The 18,131-nt window shown below is 75.2% G+C and carries 20 protein-coding genes; 13 read left to right on the top strand and 7 right to left on the bottom strand.

Annotated features, from left to right (window positions below; translation table 11 throughout):
- The first annotated feature begins 130 nt into the window (after positions 1–130).
- The 9 genes from ACFY15_RS30005 to ACFY15_RS29965 all read left to right on the top strand — a co-directional run bounded on the left by ACFY15_RS30005 (position 131) and on the right by ACFY15_RS29965 (position 8,810).
- Positions 131–1,081, top strand: a complete 951-nt coding sequence (locus ACFY15_RS30005; protein ID WP_390826399.1) for a SagB family peptide dehydrogenase — start codon at positions 131–133, stop codon at positions 1,079–1,081.
- 3 nt (positions 1,082–1,084) lie between these two features.
- Entirely contained in the window at positions 1,085–2,173 is a 1,089-nt protein-coding gene (locus tag ACFY15_RS30000; protein ID WP_390826398.1) for a hypothetical protein, read from the top strand.
- Entirely contained in the window at positions 2,170–3,534 is a 1,365-nt protein-coding gene (locus ACFY15_RS29995) for a YcaO-like family protein (protein WP_390826397.1), read from the top strand. Before ACFY15_RS30000 ends, ACFY15_RS29995 begins: the two co-directional genes overlap by 4 nt.
- The gene (locus ACFY15_RS29990; protein WP_390826396.1) at positions 3,509–4,228 is read left to right on the top strand and encodes a type II CAAX prenyl endopeptidase Rce1 family protein; all 720 of its coding nucleotides are present in this window, start codon (positions 3,509–3,511) and stop codon (positions 4,226–4,228) included. The genes ACFY15_RS29995 and ACFY15_RS29990 overlap by 26 nt, the downstream gene beginning before the upstream one ends.
- Positions 4,225–4,986: a type II CAAX prenyl endopeptidase Rce1 family protein gene (locus ACFY15_RS29985; protein ID WP_390690325.1), complete on the top strand. Its 762-nt coding sequence runs from the start codon at positions 4,225–4,227 to the stop codon at positions 4,984–4,986. The genes ACFY15_RS29990 and ACFY15_RS29985 overlap by 4 nt, the downstream gene beginning before the upstream one ends.
- Positions 4,983–5,987, top strand: coding sequence for an ABC transporter ATP-binding protein (locus ACFY15_RS29980; protein WP_390690324.1), 1,005 nt, complete (start codon positions 4,983–4,985; stop codon positions 5,985–5,987). Before ACFY15_RS29985 ends, ACFY15_RS29980 begins: the two co-directional genes overlap by 4 nt.
- A gap of 1 nt (position 5,988) precedes the next feature.
- Positions 5,989–6,738 carry an ABC transporter permease gene (locus tag ACFY15_RS29975; RefSeq protein WP_390690323.1) on the top strand — a complete coding sequence of 250 codons (750 nt, stop codon included), beginning with the start codon at positions 5,989–5,991 and terminating at the stop codon, positions 6,736–6,738.
- A 2-nt stretch (positions 6,739–6,740) separates the two neighbouring features.
- The gene (locus ACFY15_RS29970) at positions 6,741–7,547 is read left to right on the top strand and encodes a class I SAM-dependent methyltransferase (protein ID WP_390690322.1); all 807 of its coding nucleotides are present in this window, start codon (positions 6,741–6,743) and stop codon (positions 7,545–7,547) included.
- Between the two features lie 93 nt (positions 7,548–7,640).
- Positions 7,641–8,810: a D-alanyl-D-alanine carboxypeptidase family protein gene (locus tag ACFY15_RS29965; protein WP_390690321.1), complete on the top strand. Its 1,170-nt coding sequence runs from the start codon at positions 7,641–7,643 to the stop codon at positions 8,808–8,810.
- A 31-nt stretch (positions 8,811–8,841) separates the two neighbouring features.
- On the opposite strand, the gene ACFY15_RS29960 is transcribed toward ACFY15_RS29965, so the two are convergent.
- The 5 genes from ACFY15_RS29960 to ACFY15_RS29940 all read right to left on the bottom strand — a co-directional run bounded on the left by ACFY15_RS29960 (position 8,842) and on the right by ACFY15_RS29940 (position 13,099).
- Positions 8,842–9,822: a 1-phosphofructokinase family hexose kinase gene (locus ACFY15_RS29960; protein WP_390690320.1), complete on the bottom strand. Its 981-nt coding sequence runs from the start codon at positions 9,820–9,822 to the stop codon at positions 8,842–8,844.
- On the bottom strand, positions 9,819–10,067 hold the full coding sequence (locus ACFY15_RS29955; protein WP_390690319.1) for a hypothetical protein: 249 nt from the start codon (positions 10,065–10,067) through the stop codon (positions 9,819–9,821). The genes ACFY15_RS29960 and ACFY15_RS29955 overlap by 4 nt, the downstream gene beginning before the upstream one ends.
- Positions 10,068–10,082: 15 nt before the next feature.
- Positions 10,083–10,688, bottom strand: coding sequence for a CBS domain-containing protein (locus tag ACFY15_RS29950; RefSeq protein WP_390690318.1), 606 nt, complete (start codon positions 10,686–10,688; stop codon positions 10,083–10,085).
- Positions 10,689–10,859: 171 nt separating this feature from the next.
- The gene (locus ACFY15_RS29945; RefSeq protein WP_390690317.1) at positions 10,860–12,359 is read right to left on the bottom strand and encodes a sensor histidine kinase; all 1,500 of its coding nucleotides are present in this window, start codon (positions 12,357–12,359) and stop codon (positions 10,860–10,862) included.
- Positions 12,356–13,099, bottom strand: a complete 744-nt coding sequence (locus ACFY15_RS29940) for a response regulator transcription factor (RefSeq protein WP_390690316.1) — start codon at positions 13,097–13,099, stop codon at positions 12,356–12,358. Before ACFY15_RS29940 ends, ACFY15_RS29945 begins: the two co-directional genes overlap by 4 nt.
- Before the next feature lie 184 nt (positions 13,100–13,283).
- Here ACFY15_RS29940 and ACFY15_RS29935 point away from each other — a divergent pair, with 184 nt between their 5' ends.
- The 3 genes from ACFY15_RS29935 to ACFY15_RS29925 are packed head-to-tail and all read left to right on the top strand — an operon-like array spanning position 13,284 to position 15,920.
- Positions 13,284–14,654, top strand: coding sequence for a ferric reductase-like transmembrane domain-containing protein (locus ACFY15_RS29935; RefSeq protein ID WP_390690315.1), 1,371 nt, complete (start codon positions 13,284–13,286; stop codon positions 14,652–14,654).
- A 47-nt stretch (positions 14,655–14,701) separates the two neighbouring features.
- On the top strand, positions 14,702–15,142 hold the full coding sequence (locus tag ACFY15_RS29930) for an FMN-binding protein (protein WP_390690342.1): 441 nt from the start codon (positions 14,702–14,704) through the stop codon (positions 15,140–15,142).
- Positions 15,135–15,920, top strand: coding sequence for an FAD:protein FMN transferase (locus tag ACFY15_RS29925; protein WP_390690314.1), 786 nt, complete (start codon positions 15,135–15,137; stop codon positions 15,918–15,920). The genes ACFY15_RS29930 and ACFY15_RS29925 overlap by 8 nt, the downstream gene beginning before the upstream one ends.
- A 27-nt stretch (positions 15,921–15,947) precedes the next feature.
- Here the strand turns inward: ACFY15_RS29925 and ACFY15_RS29920 are convergent, their stop codons facing one another.
- Both ACFY15_RS29920 and htpX read right to left on the bottom strand, forming a co-directional pair.
- On the bottom strand, positions 15,948–16,526 hold the full coding sequence (locus ACFY15_RS29920; protein ID WP_390690313.1) for a hypothetical protein: 579 nt from the start codon (positions 16,524–16,526) through the stop codon (positions 15,948–15,950).
- Between the two features lie 15 nt (positions 16,527–16,541).
- The gene (htpX, locus tag ACFY15_RS29915) at positions 16,542–17,456 is read right to left on the bottom strand and encodes a zinc metalloprotease HtpX (RefSeq protein WP_390690312.1); all 915 of its coding nucleotides are present in this window, start codon (positions 17,454–17,456) and stop codon (positions 16,542–16,544) included.
- 340 nt (positions 17,457–17,796) lie between these two features.
- Here htpX and ACFY15_RS29910 point away from each other — a divergent pair, with 340 nt between their 5' ends.
- Positions 17,797–18,045, top strand: coding sequence for a three-helix bundle dimerization domain-containing protein (locus ACFY15_RS29910; RefSeq protein WP_390690311.1), 249 nt, complete (start codon positions 17,797–17,799; stop codon positions 18,043–18,045).
- Positions 18,046–18,131 lie beyond the last annotated feature (86 nt).

The raw sequence follows: 18,131 nt of genomic DNA, 5'->3' as shown, positions 1-18,131 counted from the left end.
GGCCCCGCTCGACGTCCGCGCCTCCCCGCGCGCGGGCCGTCCGCCGGCACGTCCTCGGCGCACGGCCGCGCCCGCGGGGCCGTCGTCCCGCAAGGCCCCGTCGTACGCCCCCGTCGAACGAAAGGCCGAGATGTCACTGAAGGACTCGCAGGAAGCCGTCTCCGACCACCTGGAACGCAACGCCCACATGGCGACGGTGGCGGCCTTCGGCCAGCAGCACACCTCCGTGTCGATGTACAGCGCGACGACGGTGGTGCGGGCGCCGGAGTCGGTGGTACGGGGCCGATGGAGTCCGGCCGTGCACGGGTTCGTGGGGGAGGAGTTACTGCTCAACCACCGTCGCGGCGGGCGCGACCTCGGGATGCAGCTGGGGGTGTCGAGGTTCTACGGCCACGACGCCGTCCTCTCCACCGCGCACAACGACCTCCAGGAGCGGCTGGAAGGGGCGGTCGCCCTGCCCGCGCACCGGCGGCTGCGCAGCGGCCTGACGGACACGGTCGGCAGCCGGCGCAGCGGCCGCGGATTCTCCGGGAAGCCGCTGTCGCTGGAGGAGCTCGCCACCGTGCTGTGGCACGCGCAAGGGGTGTCGGGCAGTCTGCCGGTGCCGACGGCCCAGGACGGCGACGCCGCGGTGGCGTTGCGCAACGCGCCCTCGGGAGGCGGGCTGTACCCGGTCCGGCTGGCGGTGCTCGCCCAGCACGTGAAGGGCCTCGCCCCGGGGGCGTACGCCTACCAGCCGCACAGCCACACCCTCGTCCCCCACGGGACGGGGCCGCAGCCCGTTGACCTGCGCCGGCAGCTGCAGACAACCGACGTCGACGCCGACAAGGTCGCCCTGGCCCTGGTGTACGTCTACGACCTGTACGCCAACTCGCAGAAGTACGGGGACAGCGGCCTGGTCTTCGCGCTGATCGAGGTGGGCGGGATCTCGCAGAACGTACACCTGGCCCGGACCTCGCTGGGCCTGATCGGCTGCGACCAGGGCGGGTACGACAAGCAGACGCTGGAACGGACCCTCGGCTGCGACGGTACGTCGCGCCACGTGGTCCACCTGACGCTCCTCGGACACGGAGAGGCCTGAGCCATGACCCTTGCGCCCTCCGATGCGAGAGTCCTCCTGGCGACCTCGGTCCGGCTGCTCGCCGTGGAGCCGGGGGTCATCCGGCTGCGCTGGGGCATCTGGAACTTCTCCGAGGTCACCGTCGACCTGCGGGCCGAGTCGCCCGCGGTCCGGGCCGCGATGACCGGGCTGTTCGAGACGCTGGCGGCGGGCAAGGCCGCCGACGGGACGTTCGCGGACGCCGCCGGACTGACGCCGGTCGAGCGGGCCAACCTGCAGCTGGCGGTCAACGAGCTGCGGCAGGCCGGGTTCCTCGCGTACGACCGGGCCTCCGAGCGCGGCGGGGACATGGCCCGGGCGCTCCTCGGCAACCTGGACCTGTACGGCGCCGGCGAGTCGGCCGGGGCGACGGTCGCGTTCGCGGCGGACTCGCCCAGCGCCGCCGCCTACGTGGCCGGCCAGGCCGAGGCGCTGGGCCTGCCGCTGGAGCTGCTGCCGGCGGACTTCCTGGACGGGCTGCACGCCGCCGACCTGACCTCCGGAACCGGGGGCCTGGCCGCGGCGGACGCGCTGAAGCGGCTGAGCGCCACCGTGGAGCACTGCGACGCGCTGGTGGTCCACCTCGGGCAGGCCTCGATCCTGGCCCTGCGCGGTCTCAACCGCCTCGCCTGCCACCTGGAGAAGCCGGTGGTGGTCGGTCTGGTCGACGGCCCGTTCGCGACCGTCGTGGGCGCGGACAGTCCGCGCACCGGCTGCCTGGAGTGTTTCGAACAGCGCTCGCTGGCCCGGCTGGAGGACCACATCGGCTACCACACCATGGTGGCGGCCACGGCGCCCGGCGGCACCGGGCGGGCGAACGGCGTGGAGTCGCTGATCTGCGCCCATCTGGTGAACGAGGCGGTGCTGCTGCGCTCGCTCGGCACCTCGCGCTTCCTGGGCCGGGCACTGAGCATCTACCTGCCGACGTACGAGATCCAGGCGCAGGACGTGCTGCGCATCGGGACCTGTCCGGCGTGCGGACACGTCGCCCGGGACGTCGTCCGGGAGATCAACTTCAGCAGCCGGGTGATCGTCGACCGGCACGTGCGCGAGGCGCTCGGAGGGGGCCGATGAGCGGCATCCCCGTCCTGGCCCACCCCGGTATGGGCGCGGCACTCGCCCGGTACGGGCGGATCGGCGGCAACCAGGGCGGGATCCTCCCCGGCATGCTGGTCTCGGTCGCCGCGGTGGAGGGTGAGCCGTACCTGCGCTCGGCCACGGCGGCGATGCCGCAGTACCACCGGCTGGCGCTGGACGACCCGCACATGCAGATGCAGTACCACCTGGCCGGCTACGGCTCGACCCACGAGGAGGCGGTGACCCGGCTCACCGGCGAGGCGGTGGAGCGCTACGCGGCGATCATGGCGATGCCGCTGTTCGCGGACCGGATCGAGTACGCCTCCTACCGTTCGCTGTCCTCCCGGCACCGCTGTCTGCCGCCGGAACTGCTGGGCATCTTCGACGCCGAACAGCAGCGGCAGCTCGCGCGGATGATGCACCGGTACGCGCCGGAGCTGCCGACCGACGACGACGTGATCGCATGGATCGCCTGCCCGTCGCTCACCCGGCCCGGGGCGGAGGTGTACCTTCCGGCGCAGCTGGTCTTCCTCGGCTTCCGCAGCGATCCGGGCGCGGCCGACAAGCTGTTCACCCCGTCCTTCTCGACCGGGACCGCGGCCCACGTGTCGCTCGACAAGGCGCTGCTCGGCGCACTCGTCGAGGCCGTGCAGATCGACGCCTTCGTCCTCAACTGGTACACCGGGGCCAAGGCGCCGCGGATCGACCTGGACGAGGACGGCCGCGAGCTGCTCGCGGCGGCCGGGCTCGCCCCGGACGGGCCGTACGAGGTGCGGACGAGCCTGCTGACCCGGCCGGAGCTGCCGCTGCCGAACATCGGGGTGACCCTGGTGCGCCGGGACGGCAGGCTGCCCCACGTCGCCTTCGGGCTCCAGGCCGACCCGGACCCGCGGCGGGCGCTGCTGCGCGGGGCGGCGGAGGCGACCGCGATCCTCGGGATCGGCATGTTCAGCACCGTCTTCGACCTGCCCAACGTGCACTTCGCACAGACGGGTTCGGCCTACACGGACCTGGACACGAACGTGCTGTGGTTCGCCGCCCCCGGGGACGCGGAGCGCAAGCTCACCGCGGTGGAGAGCCGCGTCGACGGGCGGATCGGCTTCGCCGGACTGCCGGGCTACGCCGACGACGACACGACGGCGATCCGCCGGCTGCTGGCGGACCTCGCCGGGGTCAGCGAATACGCGGGCTACCTGGACTTCACCCCGCCGGAGCTGGCCGACACCCCGTGGCGGGTGGTCCGGGCGGTCGTCCCCGAGCTGCTGAGCATGTGCCTGCCCGGGTTCCCGCCGAAGGGCCATCCCCGGATGCGAGCGCACGGGGGCGTGACCCATGTGGTCCCACACCCGCTCCCTTGAGCTGCTGGTCCTGGCGGCCACCGTCGCGCCCGCCGAACTCATCCGCGTCGCCACGGCGTTCGGCCCCGCGGCGAAGGCGGGCGCGGACCGGGAACGGGCCGCCCGCCGCGGGCTGCTGGGCGCCCCCGCCGCCTACCTGGTGGTGACCGCGGCCGCCCTCGCCGTCGCCGCCGACGGCGGGTTCGTCCCGGACACCCTGACCGGCAGGCTGCCCGGCGCGCTCTGGCTGCCGGCCGCGGCGGCGGCCGGCGCGGCCCTGGTCGGTGCGGAGTTCGCGCTCGGCGCGGTGCCCCGGCTTCTGGACGGGACGGGCCTGCCGCGGCTCGCGGTCCACCGCGGCGGCGGCGCGGTGGGCGGTGGGTACGCGGCGGCCGTCCTGGCCACCGCGGCCGCCGAGGAACTGCTGTACCGGGGCCTGTGGATCGGTGTCCTCCACGAGGGCCTGCGCCTGCCGGCCGGGGCGGCGGTCGCGGCGGCCGCGGTGGCCTACGCGGTGGGGCACCTGTTCTTCGGCGGGCTCGCCGTGGCGCAGAAGACACTGTCCGGGACGGTCTTCGGACTGCTCATGGTGGTGTCGGGCAGCCTGGCCGTGCCGCTGGTGGCGCACCTCGCGCAGAACGGGGTGGTCCTCGCCCTGGCCGTCCGTCAGGAGCGCGGCGCCCGCCGGCCCGGCGGACGGGAGGCGGTCGGATGAGCGTGCCCGCCTTCACCGCGCTCACCACCGCCGTGGTCGCCGTCTGGCTGGCCCTGTACCGGCTGCCGTTCAACGATCCGGCACGCCGGCGGCGGACGGCCCTGTGGCTCGCCGGCCGGACGGGACTGCGTCCGGAGGCGGCCTTCGCCGTGTTCGGCACCGTCGTGTACCTGACGCTGGGCGCGGTGGCCCTGGCGGTGCTGCTGGCGTCTACGCCGCTCGCGTTCCACCGGCTGTTCGCCGCCCCCGCGCCCGGGACGGCGCTCGCCCTGCTGCTGGCGGTCCTCGGCACCTCCAGCGCCACCGTCCTGTGCGTGTCTCTGCTCTACCGGGCCGACCCGCGGGCGGACGTACCCGGCGAGATCGCCCGTATCCAGTGGATCGCCTCGATCCTCGCCCTGCCCCGGCACTACCGGTGGATCGTCCCGGCGGCCGCGGCGCTGTTCGAGGAAGTGGTCTTCCGCGGGGCGGTCCTGCTCGGGCTCAGGGCACTGGGCGGCGGCCCCGCCTTCGCCCTGGCGTTCAGCACCTGCCTGTTCGCGGCCGGGCAGGTCGCCCTGGTCTCCACCCGCACCCAGGCGTACGTGCTGGGCACCTCCAGCCTGGTCCTCGGCACGCTCGGCGGCCTGCTGACCACCGCCACCGGCGGCGTGCTGCCCGCCCTGGTGCTGCACATGTCGTTCGCCGGCTTCTACACCAACCTCAGCGCCTCCGCGACCCCCGGAGCGCGCACGGCCCCCGGGAGGCTCAGCCTGTGACCACCAACCAGCCGTCCGCCGACCCGGCCACGGCCGCGCCGCAGCCGCCGCCCGGCCCGGACGACGACGCCGTCGTGCACGCCGACCGGCTGACCGTCGCCTACGGCGCCTTCACCGCCGTCCGCGACGTATCGTTCAGGATCCTTCCCGGGGAGGTGTTCGGGCTCATCGGGCCGAACGGGGCGGGCAAGACCTCGGTCGTCGAGGCGGTCGGCGGCCTGCGGCCCGTCCGCGGCGGCACGGTCACGGTGTGCGGCCACGACCCCCGCCGCGACCGCGGCGCGGTCACCCGGCTGCTCGGCATGCAGCTCCAGGAGTCCCAGTTCCCCAGCCGGGCCCGGGTCGGCGAGCTGTGCGAACTCTACGAGGCCGTCTACCGGGCGCCCGGCTCAGCGGCCGCGCTGCTGGAGACCTTCGGCCTCGCCGACCGCCGCCGCAGCATGATCTCCGACCTCTCCGGCGGCATGCGCCAGCGGCTGGCCCTGGCCCTCGCCCAGATCGGCGACGTCCGCCTGGTCGTCCTCGACGAACTCACCACCGGTCTCGACCCGCACCAGCGCCGGGAGACCTGGCGCTCGGTCCTCGGCCTCGCCGCGCGCGGCGTCGCGGTGCTGCTCACCTCGCACGCCATGGACGAGGTCGAGGCGCTCTGCGGCCGGGTGGGCGTCCTGCGCTCCGGGCGGCTCGTCGCGCTCGACACGCCGGCGCGGCTGACCGAGGCGCACGCGGGCCCGTCCACCTTCGCCGTCGACCTCGGGGCCCCCCGCACCGGCCGGCCCGCCGGCATCGAGGAGCGGCTCGGCGGCCTCGGACTGACCCGGCTGCCCGGCGCACCCGACCGGCCGGAGTTCGCCGGAAGCCACCCCGCCGACTACGACCGCATCGTGAGCCTGCTGGCGCACGCCGGACTCCCGCCGTCGGCGGTGAGCCGTCGCACCCCCACCTTCGAGGACGCCTATCTGCGGCTGGTCGGGGACACCGCCGCGCAGGAAGGGGCCTGAGATGTCGACGCTGTGGCCGATCGTACGATTCGAGTGGCGGCGGATGCGACGGAACTTCGCCCCGGTCTTCTTCGCCCTCGCCTTCCCGGTGCTGATGCTCTGCATGTTCGGCGGGATCTACGGCAACGAGCCGTCCGCGCAGTTCGACGGCCGTGGAACGGTGGACATGTCGGTGCCCGCCTACCTGGTTCTGGTGGTCGCCGTCACGGGGCTGATGAGCTTCCCGCTCGGCCTCGCCGAGTACCGCGACCGCAAGGTCCTCAAGCGCTTCCGCGCGACGCCGGTCGACGCGTCCGCCTTCCTGGTCGCCCAGGGCCTGGTCAACCTCGCGCTGAGCCTGCTCGGCGCCCTGCTCCTGGTCGCCGCCGGGTACCTGTTCTTCGACCTCCACCTGCCGGCCTCCCCGGCCGCGGCCGCCGCGACGGCCGGAGCCCTGCTCCTCTCCGCCCTCGCCATGTACGCGCTCGGGGGAGTGGTGGCCGCGGTCGCACGGTCCGAGCGGGCGGCGGTGGCCATCGCCAACCTGGTCTACTTCCCGATGATCTTCCTTTCGGGGGCGACCATCCCCCTGCAGATCTTCCCGCAGGCCATGAAGGACATCAGCGCCGCACTGCCCGCGACCTACGCGGTCGAGCTGCTCCAGCACGCCTGGCTGGACGGCGCCGCAGACGTCGCCCTCGACCTGGGCGTCCTCGCCGGCGTGGTCGTCCTGGGCACGGCGGCCGCCGCACGCCTGTTCCGGTGGGAGTAGCGGTGCCGGCCGCCCACCCTCCGCCCGCCGGGGAGGTGCCCGCCACCGCCTACCTCACCGCGCTGGCCCGCGCCCGCGCGACGGCCGGGCCGGACGGCGTGCTGCGCGACCCCTTCGCCGACCGCTTCGCCCGCCGCTGCCCCGACTCCGTCGCCCGCGTCACCCGGCACACCGCGGGGACCTCCGTCGTCATCGCCCGCACCCTCCTGATCGACCGCCTGCTGTCCGAGCTGTTCCAGGAGGGGCCCTGGGACGTCTGCGTCAACCTCGGCGCCGGGTTCGACGCCCGCACCCACCGCCTGGACTGGCCCGGCTCCTGCCGGGTGGTCGAGGTCGACTGCGCCCCCGTCCTCGACCTCAAGGACCGCCTGCTGCCCGCCGCGACGGCGCCCGTTCCGGTGGAACGACTGCGCTGCGACCTCCGCGACCCCACCGCTCTGGCCGCGCTCCTGCGGCCCCGCACGGCCGGCCGCAGGACCCTCCTCCTGGCCGAGGGGCTGCTCACCTACCTCACCGAGGGCCAGGTGCGCGCCCTCGCGGGCGCGGCGGCCGACACGGCCGACGCCGGCAGCGCGTGGATCTGCGACGTCCTCTCCCCGGCCTCCGCGCGCACCCTCACCGCCGCCGCCCGCGCCGCGGGAACGGCCCTGACCCTGCACGGCCTGCCCGACCTCGGCGCCTTCGAGCCCGCGGGCTGGCGCTGCGAGCGCCTCGAACCCCTGCCCACGGCCCGGCCGCCCACCCGGGCCACCGGCACGGCCCGGCTGCCCGACGGCGTCCTGCGACTGAGGCGGGCCGGCGCCGTCTGACGGTCCGTCGCCGTGCGCCGGCGGGAGGGGGACGCTACGCCGGTCGGCCCATGTCCGGCTGCCGACGCGCGCCATCCTCCCTACCGTGACCGGATGACCCTCAGTCCGTCAGTGCGCAGGCTCCTGTCCGGGGCGGCCGTCCTGGCCGCCGGTGCGAGCGTCCTCCTCGGGCCGCCGTCCGCCGGCGCGGCGGCCCGGGCCGAGCCGGCCCCGCCGCGGGCCCAGGCTCCGCCGGACCCCGCCCTGCTGCACCGCCCCGGGGTCCACCTGCGGCCCCGCCGGGGCGCCCCCGACCTGCCCGACGACCTCTCCGCCCTGTCCTGGCTGGTGGCCGATGCCGGCAGCGGTGAGGTGCTCGCCGCCCACAACGCCCACCTGGGCCTGCCGCCCGCCAGCACCATGAAGACGCTCTTCGCCCTCACGGCCCTGCCCCGGCTGCCGCGGACCGGCACCCACACCGTGACCGACGCCGAACTCGACGACGTGGGCGAGGGCAGCAGCCTGGTCGGCCTCGACGCCGGCCGCACGTACCGGATCGGGGACCTGTGGCGGGGCGTCTTCCTCAGCTCCGGCAACGACGCCGTCCACGTCCTCGCGGCCATGAACGGAGGCTGGGCGCAGACGGCCGTCCAGATGCAGGCCCGGGCCCGCGCCCTGGGGGCCACCGACACCCATGTCGTCTCCCCGGACGGCTACGACGCGGAAGGCCAGGTGTCCTCCGCCTACGACCTGGCCGTCTTCGGCCGTGCCGGGCTCACCGATCCCGACTTCGCCCGCTACGCGGCCCTCACCGACGCCGCGTTCCCCGGGGACACGGACGCCGAGGGCCGGCCGACCTGGACGTACCCCATCGAGAACACCAACCGGCTGCTGACCGGCGAGGACGGCGTCGGCCGCTACCCGGGCGTCATCGGCGTCAAGAACGGTTACACCTCCGACGCCGGGTACACCCTGGTCACGGCGGCACGGCGCGACGGCCGCACCCTCCTGGCCACCGTCATGAACCCCCAGCGGGGCGGCGCCTTCGCGGTGTACGAGGAGGCCCGGGCCCTGCTGGACTGGGGCTTCGCCGCCGCCGGACGGGTGGACCCGGTCGGATCGCTACGGCCGCCGCCGGCCCGGCCCGTACGGACCGCCGGGCCGCCGGTCGCCGCCCCCACGCCCCCCGCGCGGTCCCACACGGGCTACGCGTGGTCGGCGGCCCCCCTCCTCGCGGTCCTCGCCGCGGCCGCGGTGGGCCTGCACCGCCTCCGGCGCCGCTGAGTCCGGCCCGTACGGGCGAGGGCCCGCCGACTCACGCGCCCCGGTGCCGTGCGCCCGTCCGGAGCCTGGTCCTCACCCGGGAGCGCAGGGACCGGGCCACGTCCACGTCGAAGGACTCCGTGCTGGGGGTGAGCATCGCCGCGGCGGCGGTGGCCACCCCCAGCGCGCAGGCGTCGACGGGGTCCTCCCCGGCGACCAGCCGGGTGACCAGGGCGGCGACCATGCTGTCCCCCGCCCCGGCGTCGCTCAGGGGCCGGCCCGGCAGCGGCGGCGCGTAGAGCTCGGTATGGCCGTGGCCGGTCGAGCACAGCGCGCCCAGCGGTCCGAGGGTGGTGACGGCGACCTCCGCGGCCCCGGTGGCGAGCAGCCGCTCGTTCAGCGCCTCGGCGTCGTCGAAGCCGCCGATGGGCCGGTCGGCCAGGCTCTCGGCCTCCGTCCTGTTGCACCTGAGCAGGAACACCCCGTGCGCGAGCGCTCCGCGGAGCGCCGGTCCCGAGGTGTCCAGGACCAGCCGGGACCCGGCCGCCTCGACGCGGCGGGCGACGGCCGCGTAGAAGTCGTCGGGCAGGCCGCCGGGCAGACTGCCGCTGGCGACGACGTACGGGCACCCGGCAGCGGCCCGCTCCAGCACGTCCAGGCACCGCCGCGCCTCGCGTTCGTCCAGGTGCGGGCCGGGCGGCACGATGTGGTAGCTGCGGCACGGTCCGGCCTCGAACAGCACGAGCGCCTCGCGGGTGTCGCCGTGGATGCCGATGGGGACGTGGTCGACGCCCTCCTCGTCCAGCAGCCGGTTCAGGCGCAGGCCGACCTCGCCTCCGGCGGTGTGGACGGCGGTGGCCCGCCCGCCGAACCGCACCACGTGGCGGGCGACGTTGATCCCTCCGCCCCCGGCGGCCACCGACCTGACCCGGGCGCGGTTCTTGCCGGCCTCCTCCAGGTGCCCGACCTCCCAGCAGAGGTCGACCGTGGGGCTCATCGTCAGGGTGAGGACCGGAGCACCGGCCGCGTTCATCGCACCGCCTCCGTGGGCGCCAGGACGTCCGACCGGGGGCCGGCGGGCAGGACGCTGCACGAGACCGGGCCGAGCAGGTCCGCCACCCGGCGGAAGACGTCCACCGGCAGGTCGTCCACGGTCGGCATGCCCCCGAGGCGCCGGCAGCCGACGCCCCGGGCGTCCCTCACCCCGGCCGCCTCACCGATGGTCGTCGTGGCGGTCACGGACACCGCGGGTGCGGACACGGACGCGGACAGCTTCATCGTCCGGCTCCTTCCTCACAGCCGGTCGACAGCGGCGGGCCGTGACACGGTCAGCCTGCTGTCGACGTCCACGACTCCGTCGACGCTCTGGCAGAGCCGCACGATCACGGGCAGCAGCCCGGGCCGTGACACCGTCCCGCTGAGCGTCACCCGCCCGTCGTCCACGGCGACGGTGATCGCGGACGGAGCGAGGTGCAGGGTCTGCGTGAGGACGTCCTCCACGACCTCCTCCCGGATGGCGTGGTCGCGGCGGAGGAACAGCCGGACGAGATCGCTCCGGCTCAGTACACCGACGACCCGGCCGTCCGTGTCGACCACCGGCAGGCGCTTGACGCCGCTCCGCTGCATCACACGGGCCGCCCGGACCACGCTCCACTCGGGGCGGGCGGTGACGGCCGGGCTCGTCATGAGGCCCTGGGCGGTGGGCGCCGCGCCGGCGCCGCGCCTGCGGAGCAGGTCCGCCTCCGAGACGACCCCGACCGGGCGCCCGGCATCGTCGACGACGGGCACGGCGGTGATGTCGAACTCCTGGAGGAGCCGTGCGATCTCCTTGAACGCCGTGGAGGGGCGGACCGTGACGGCAGCCGGTGTCATCAGGTCGGCGACGCTGCGGTGCCTCATGGCATTCCTCCGTGAAGGGACCGTCCGCGACGCGACGGCCGGGAAAGCCGGGCGGCGCCGCGTCCCCTCCACCATCCACCGGTGCCGGCCGGCGGATCGAGGGCCGAACGGCCCCGTTCCGGCCTGACCGGCCCCAGCGGACCGCGCTTCCCCGGGATGCGCGGCATCCGCTCAGCGGCCCGGCCCGCTGTCGCCGGCCCCGTCCGGGCCGTCCGCCCCGCCGGCCGGCGGGAGCGGCCCGGCGGGCAGGAGCAGCCGGAACCGGGTGAGTCCGGGGCGGCTCTCGGCCGTGACGGTGCCACCGTGCGCGTGGGTGATGGCCTCCACGATGGACAGCCCGAGGCCGGTGGATCCGGTGTGGCGGGAGCGGCCGGTGGCGCCGCGGGAGAAGCGCCGGAAGAGGTCGGGCAGCAGCTCCGGCGGGATGCCGGGTCCGTCGTCGGTCACCGTGAGTCCGGCCTGCCCCGCGCCGGCGGACAGCGCCACGGTGATGTGGGTGCCCGCGGGGGTGTGGAGGCGGGCGTTGGCCAGGAGGTTGGCGACCACCTGGTGCAGCCGGTGGGGATCTCCCGGGACGATCACGGGGTCCTCCGGCAGGTCCAGTTCCCAGCGGTGGCCGGGGGAGAGCGCGTGGACGTCGTCGAGCACGTCGAGCACGATGCGGGTCAGGTCGACCGGCTGCCGCTCCAGCGGACGCCCGGCGTCGAGGCGCGCGAGCAGCAGCAGGTCGTCGACCAGGGTGCTCATCCGCTGCGATTCCGCGGCCACCCGGCGCAGTGCGTGGCGCACCTCGTCGGGCACCGGGCCGCCGTGGCGCAGCGCCAGCTCGGTGTGGGCCCGGATCGTCGCCACCGGGGTGCGCAGCTCGTGGCCGGCGTCGGCGGCGAAGCCCCGCAGCCGCTCCTCGCTGACGTGGCGGCGTGTCAGGGCGTCGCCGACGTGGCCGAGCATGCGGTTCAGGGCGGTGGCCACCCGGCCGACCTCGGTGTCCGGATCCGCGTGCGGAACGGGACCGGGCATCTCCACCTCGCCGGTCGCGAGCGGCAGCCGGGTGACCTCGGTGGCGGTCCGGGCGACCTGTTCGAGGGGACGCAGGGAGAACCGGACCCACAGCGCGGCGGCGCACCCGGCCGTGACGAGGGCGGCGCTGAAGACCACGGCCTCCACCGCCTCCAGGCGGTGGACGGTCTCCTCGACGGGATGCAGGGGCAGTCCGGTGACCAGGACGTCGCCGTCGTCGCCCGGAGCGGCGACCACCCGGTAGCGGCCGAGGGCCGACAGCCGCACGCTGTACCCCCTGCCGTCGGGCCGCACCGCGCTCAGGGTGCGGACGTCGGCCGTGCCGAGGGGGACGGACCGCTGGCTGGCGTCGTCCACGACGGCGGCCTGCGTCACCCGGCCGCCCAGCAGGCGTGCGCCGAAGGTCCCCGCCGCCTGGCCCCGGGTGTCGGGGCGGTTGTCGGCGTCGGGTTCGGCCTCGTGCTCCAGGCTGGCCGCGAACCGGCCCCCGCTCGCGGTGAGCTGCTGGTCGACCCGGTCGATGAGGAAACCGTGCAGCGCGAGGGCGGTGACCGTCCCGACGGCCGCGCACGCCAGACCCAGGAGGACGACCAGCCCGGCCGTCAGTCGGGCGCGCAGCGAGCGGGGCGGGCGGAGCCGGACGCGGCTCACCGCTGCTCCGGCTTCAGTACGTAGCCCACGCCGCGGACGGTGTGGATCATCGGGGGGCGCCCCGCGTCGATCTTCTTGCGGAGATAGCTGATGTACAGCTCGACCACGTGCGCGCGGCCGCCGAAGTCGTAGGACCACACCCGGTCCAGGATCCGCTCCTTGGACAGCACCCGGCGGGGGTTGCGCATCAGGAACCGCAGCAGCTCGAACTCCGTGCGGGACAGCTCGACGACCTTCCCGCCCCGGCTGACCTCCCGTGCCTCCTCGTCCATGACCAGGTCGCCCACCACCAGACGGGGGTTCTGGTCACCGCGCGCCATCCCGGCCCGCCGCATCAGCCCCCGCAGCCGCGCCAGGACCTCCTCCAGGCTGAACGGCTTGGTGACGTAGTCGTCGCCGCCCGCCGTGATGCCCGCGATGCGGTCCTCGACCGCGTCCCGCGCCGTCAGGAACAGCACGCACACACCGGGGCGGCGCGTGCGCAGCGCGCGCATCACGGACAGGCCGTCCAGGTCGGGGAGCATCCAGTCCAGTACGACGAGATCCGGCTCGAACGACGCCGCGCAGGCCAGGGCCCCCGCGGCGTCGCCCTCGGTACGGACGTCCCAGCCCTCCGCGCGCAGGGCGGCCCCGAGCACGTCGGTGAGGTCCGGTTCGTCGTCGACGACCAGGACGCGGACCGGGGCGCCGTCGGGCCGCAGGAGCGGGGAGGGAGGAAAGGAAGGGGCGGGAGGGTGCATGGTGCGTCCAGCATCGCCGATGGCGGCGCCCTGCCGCACACGCCCCGTCTTTGAGTTTCCTCTGAATCCTCTCGGAACGGGCCCCTTCAAAGGCTTCTCAGAGGAACCTCCGCCACGGTGGGAGCCGCCCCACCGGCCGCTCCCGTCCCCGACGGCGGCGGGCCCCGACAGACAAGGAGACGCCGTGGCCGTCCACCCCGGCTTCGACGCGACCCGGACGCCCCCGAGCGGGGCCGTCGGGCCCCCGCTCGCCCCCCGGCTCGTGCCGGCCGGCCTGCACGTGCTGGGCTGGGCCGGCGCCGCCGCCGTGCTCGGCCTGTGGTGGGCCGACACCACCGCCGTGGTCGGTCCCGCCGGCTGGCTCACCGGCGCGGGCCGGATCACGGGCCTGCTCGCCGGCTACGCCTGCGCCGTCATCGTCGTCCTCATGGCCCGCGTCCCCTGGCTGGACCGCACGGTCGGCAGCGACCGCCTGGCCCGTTGGCACGCGGCCGGCGGCCGGTACGCCATCTCGCTGGTCCTCGCCCACACCCTGCTGACCGTCTGGGGCTACGCGCTCACCGGCCATACCGGCGTGATCGACCAGACCGGCCGCCTGGTCCTGCACTACCCGGAGATGCTCAAGGCCACGGCGGCCTGGTTCCTCTTCGTCCTCACCGCCGTGGTCTCGGCCCGTGCGGCCCGGCGCCGGCTCTCGTACGAGACCTGGCAGCTCCTGCACCTGGCCACCTACGCGGCGGTCTTCCTCGCCTTCGGCCACCAGCTCGCCGACGGGGCCGACTTCGTCGGCAACCGCAGCGCCCAGGCCCTCTGGTACGCCATGTACCTGTCGGCCGCGGGCCTCGTGCTCTGGTTCCGCTTCCTCCTCCCGCTGCGGTCGGCGCTCCGGCACCGGCTGACCGTCGCGGAGGTCCGCCCCGAGGGCCCGGGGGTGGTCTCCGTGCTCGTCACCGGGGACCGCCTCGACGAGCTCGCCGCGCTCCCGGGCCAGTTCCTCCGCTGGCGCTTCCTCGCCCCGGGCCTGTGGTGGACGGCCAATCCGTACTCGCTGTCGGCGCCGGCGCACCCCCGGTTCCTGCGCATCACGGTGAAGGCGCTCGGGGGCCACAGCGCCGCCCTGGCACGGCTCCGTCCCGGGACCCGGGTCTGGGCCGAGGGCCCGTACGGCGCCCTCGTCGCCCGGAACGCCCGGCCCGGCAGCGCCCTGCTGCTGGCGGGAGGCATCGGGATCACCCCGCTGCGCGCCCTGTTCGAGACCATGCCCGGCGACCTGGTCCTCGTTTACTGGGCGCGCACCCCGGCCGATCTGGTCCTGCGCGGTGAGCTGGACGCCATCGCCGCCCGGCGCGGCGCCCGTGTGTACTACTCCGTGGACGAACCCGCCGGACACACCCTGCCCCTCACCGCCTGCGCCCTCACGGCCCTCGTCCCGGACCTCGGCCGGCGCGAGGTCTACCTGTGCGGGCCGCCGGGCATGACCGCGGCGGCCGGAACCGCCCTGCGCGAAGCGGGCGTCGACCCGCGACGCATCCACCAGGAGTCCTTCGCCCTGTGAGATCCGCCCCCGCCCGACCCGCCCTCCCAGGAGCCCCCGTGCGCCGCATGGCCCTCACCACCACGGCAACCGTGACCGGCATCGTCTCGCTGCTCGCGCTCAAGCCGCACCACGGCGACCGGCCCGCCGTCTCCGCGCGCCCGTCGCCGGGCACGGACCCGGCATCCGGCGCGGCGTCCGGCCCGACGGCCGGGTCCCCCGGGGCGAACCGCCCGGGTACCTTCACCGGATCCGTGATCGACACGCGCTACGGTCCCGTACAGGTCGCCGTCACCATGAGCGGGGGCCGGCTGACGGCCGTCGAGGTGCTCCAGGTGCCGTCGGAGAACCGGCGCGACCGCACGATCGCCACGTACGCCGTCCCCCGTCTCACCGACGAGGCGATGGGCGCCCAGAGCGCGGACATCGACGCGGTCTCCGGCGCCACCTACACCAGCGAGGGGTACATCCGCTCCCTCCAGAGCGCCCTGGACCGGGCCCGTGGCTGAGGACCCGCCCGGCCCGGCACGGCGCCTGCGCCACACCGAACACGTCATGGGCACGGTCTTCTCCTTCGACCTGCGCCACCCTCCCACCCGGCGGAACCGGGCCGCGCTGGGGGAGGCGGTCGCCTGGCTGCACCACGTGGACCGGATCTTCTCCACCTACCGCCCCGACAGCGCCGTCAGCCGCATCGGCGGCGGGTCGATGAACGTCTGCGACGCCCCGCCGGAGGTCGACCGGGTCCTGAGGATGTGCGAGCGGGCCGAAAGCGCCAGCCGGGGCGGTTTCTCCGCCCGCGCCGGCGGCCGCCTGGACCCGTCGGGGCTCGTCAAGGGCTGGGCGGCCGAGCAGGCGTACGGCATCCTGCGCGCCGCCGGAGCACCGAACAGCCTCGTCAACGGGGGAGGCGACATCCGCCTGGGCGGCGAGCCGGCCCCCGGCCGCCCCTGGCGCGTGGCCCTCGCCGACCCCTGTCGGCCGGGCGGAGTGCTCACCACGGTCGAGGGGCGGGACTTCGCGGTGGCGACCTCCGGCAGCGCCGAGCGCGGCTCCCACGTCCTCGACCCCCGCACCGGCCGCCCCGCCCACCGCCTGCTCGCCGCCACGATCACCGGCCCGGACCTGACCTGGGCGGACTGCTGGGCCACGGCGGCGGTGGTGCTGGGGGACGACGCGCACGCCTGGATCGGGTCGCAGCCGGGATACGAGCTCCTCACCGTCGGCCTCGACGGCCGGGTCCGCCGCAGCGCCGGATTCCCTCTCCGCCGGATCGACGGGCCCTGAGGCGAGGGGGGCTCCGGCGTCCCGCGTTCACAGGCCGGGGGCTCCCCACACCGGGAACCAGCGGCTCAACTCGGCCTCGACGCGGAGGTCGTCCTTGACCACGGCCTTGATCTGGAGTTCCAGAGAGTTGTCCCGCTTCTGGCCGGGCAGCGGGGCGAAGGGGTAGAAGGTGCCGCGCTTGTACAGGTAGACCAGGGCCAGGGGGCGGAGCTCGGCGTCGCGGAAGGACACCAGGGAGCACAGGAGCTGCGGGCCGAAGCCACCGTCCTCCAACGCGGTGTTGACGGCGTGCAGGTCCCCCACCAGCGCGGGCAGGTCGTCGGGGGCCCGGCGGGAGAGCAGCCACGTGTATCCGTATCCGTCACGGCTGAACTCCACCGGCGGGCCGCCGCGTGCGGAGTCCGCGTCCAGCAGGGCCCGTACCTCCTGCCGGATCCCGGTGAAGGCGCCGCCCTCGATGGAGGCGAAACAGACCGAGCCCGCTCCGGTCGGTGTGAAGCCGACGGCCGCCTGGAGGGTGACGGCGGCCGAGGGCAGGCCGAAGAGCTGGTCCAGGTCGGGTCCGACCGGCTTGGACCGCCCGAGCAGCACGTCCCAGAAACCCATGGGCTCCCCCTCCCCTCACGCTTCCCCGCCACCCGGTCCGCCCAGCTCGGCGGCGACCTCGGCGAGGGCCTCGAGCCGCCGCTCCAGGGTGGGGTGGGTGGCGAACAGGTGGGCCAGCGCCGTGCCGGGGCCGAGCGCGGGGGTGAAGAAGAACGCGTTGAACGCCTGGGCGGTGCGCAGGTCCTCCGTCGGGATGCGGGCGATGTCCCCCGTGACCTTGGTGAGGGCCGAGGCCAGCGCGGACGGCTTGCCCGTGAGCATGGCCCCGGCGCGGTCGGCGGCCAGCTCGCGGTAGCGGGACAACGCCCGGATCAGCAGGAAGCTCAGCGCGTAGACGAGGGCCGAGACGGCCATCACGGTCAGGAAGACGACGGCGGTGTTCTGGTCGCGTCCGCGCCCGCCGAACGCCTGGGAGTAGAACGTGAAGCGCACGGTCAGCCCGGCGATCACGCCCAGGAACGAGGCGATGGTGATCACGGTGACGTCCCGGTGCGCGACGTGCGAGAGCTCGTGCGCCAGGACGCCTTCGAGCTCCTCCGTGGTCAGACGGCGCTGGAGCCCGGTGGTGACGCACACGACGGCGTGGTCCGCGTTGCGTCCGGTCGCGAACGCGTTGGGCAGGTCCATGCGCGAGACGGCGACCCGGGGCTTGGGCATGTCGGCCGTGGCGCACAGGCGGTCGAGGATCCCGTGCAGCTCGGGCTGCTCCTCCGGCGTGACGATCTGCCCGTGCATGGCGTACAGGGCGATCCGGTCCGAGTACCAGTACTGCACGCCGAGCAGTCCGGCGGCGATGACGACGACCAGGACGGTGGACTTGAGCAGCACGATCAGCGCGGCGACGAACGCCACGTAGACCAGCCCCAGCAGGAACATGGTGACCGCCATGCGGGCGGTCAGCTGGCGGTCGGGCTCGAAACGGCTGCGCACCGCCATCACCTCGGGTCCGGGTCGTCGGGGCCGGCCCCCGGCTCGTGGAGCCCGACCGGCCGCGCTGCGGCGGTCCCGTACCGGCCGCCGCCGGAAATCCACACGATCATGATGTCGCCTCCGGGTCGGACGGTCCCTCCGGCCGTTCGCGGAGGCCGGGGACCGGTCCAGGGGAGTCCTCCTTCCATCATCGCGCAGTGGCGGCAGCGTTCGCCCGGTCACGGCGGCCGTCCGTCGGGGCCGGCCGGTCCCGGTCGGCTGAAGGCCGGGCTTCCGTGCGCGGACGGGCTGCGTCAGAGTGGAGGGGTCGATCCAGGTCCCGTGAAGGAGGCCGTCCCGCATGCCGGAGGACCCCGAGGACGCCGACACCCTCGCCCGTGTGGCCGACCGGCTCTTCAGGGCCTTCGCCGGGCTCGGCCGCGAGACCGTCGAGAGCGCGGTCGGCACCGCCTACGCCGAGCTGCGGTACGCGCGAGTGCGTACCTACCTCCCGATCCTGGTGGAGCGCCGTGCCCGCGACCTCCTCGCCGCGGCGGGCGACGACCCGTTCCCCGGCGGGGACGGCGACGGGGACCCGGCGGGTCGCTGACGGCCTGCGCGGCCCGGCGCCCCGGGCGCCCCGGAGCGGGACGGCCGTGCCCGACCTACCATGACCAGGGAGGACCAGGTCTCTTC

The organism is Streptomyces sp. NPDC001373 (assembly GCF_042895815.1).
GTDB lineage: Bacteria > Actinomycetota > Actinomycetes > Streptomycetales > Streptomycetaceae > Streptomyces.
The sequence above is the reverse complement of the archived record's forward strand: the minus strand, read 5'-3'. Positions and strand labels throughout refer to the sequence as shown.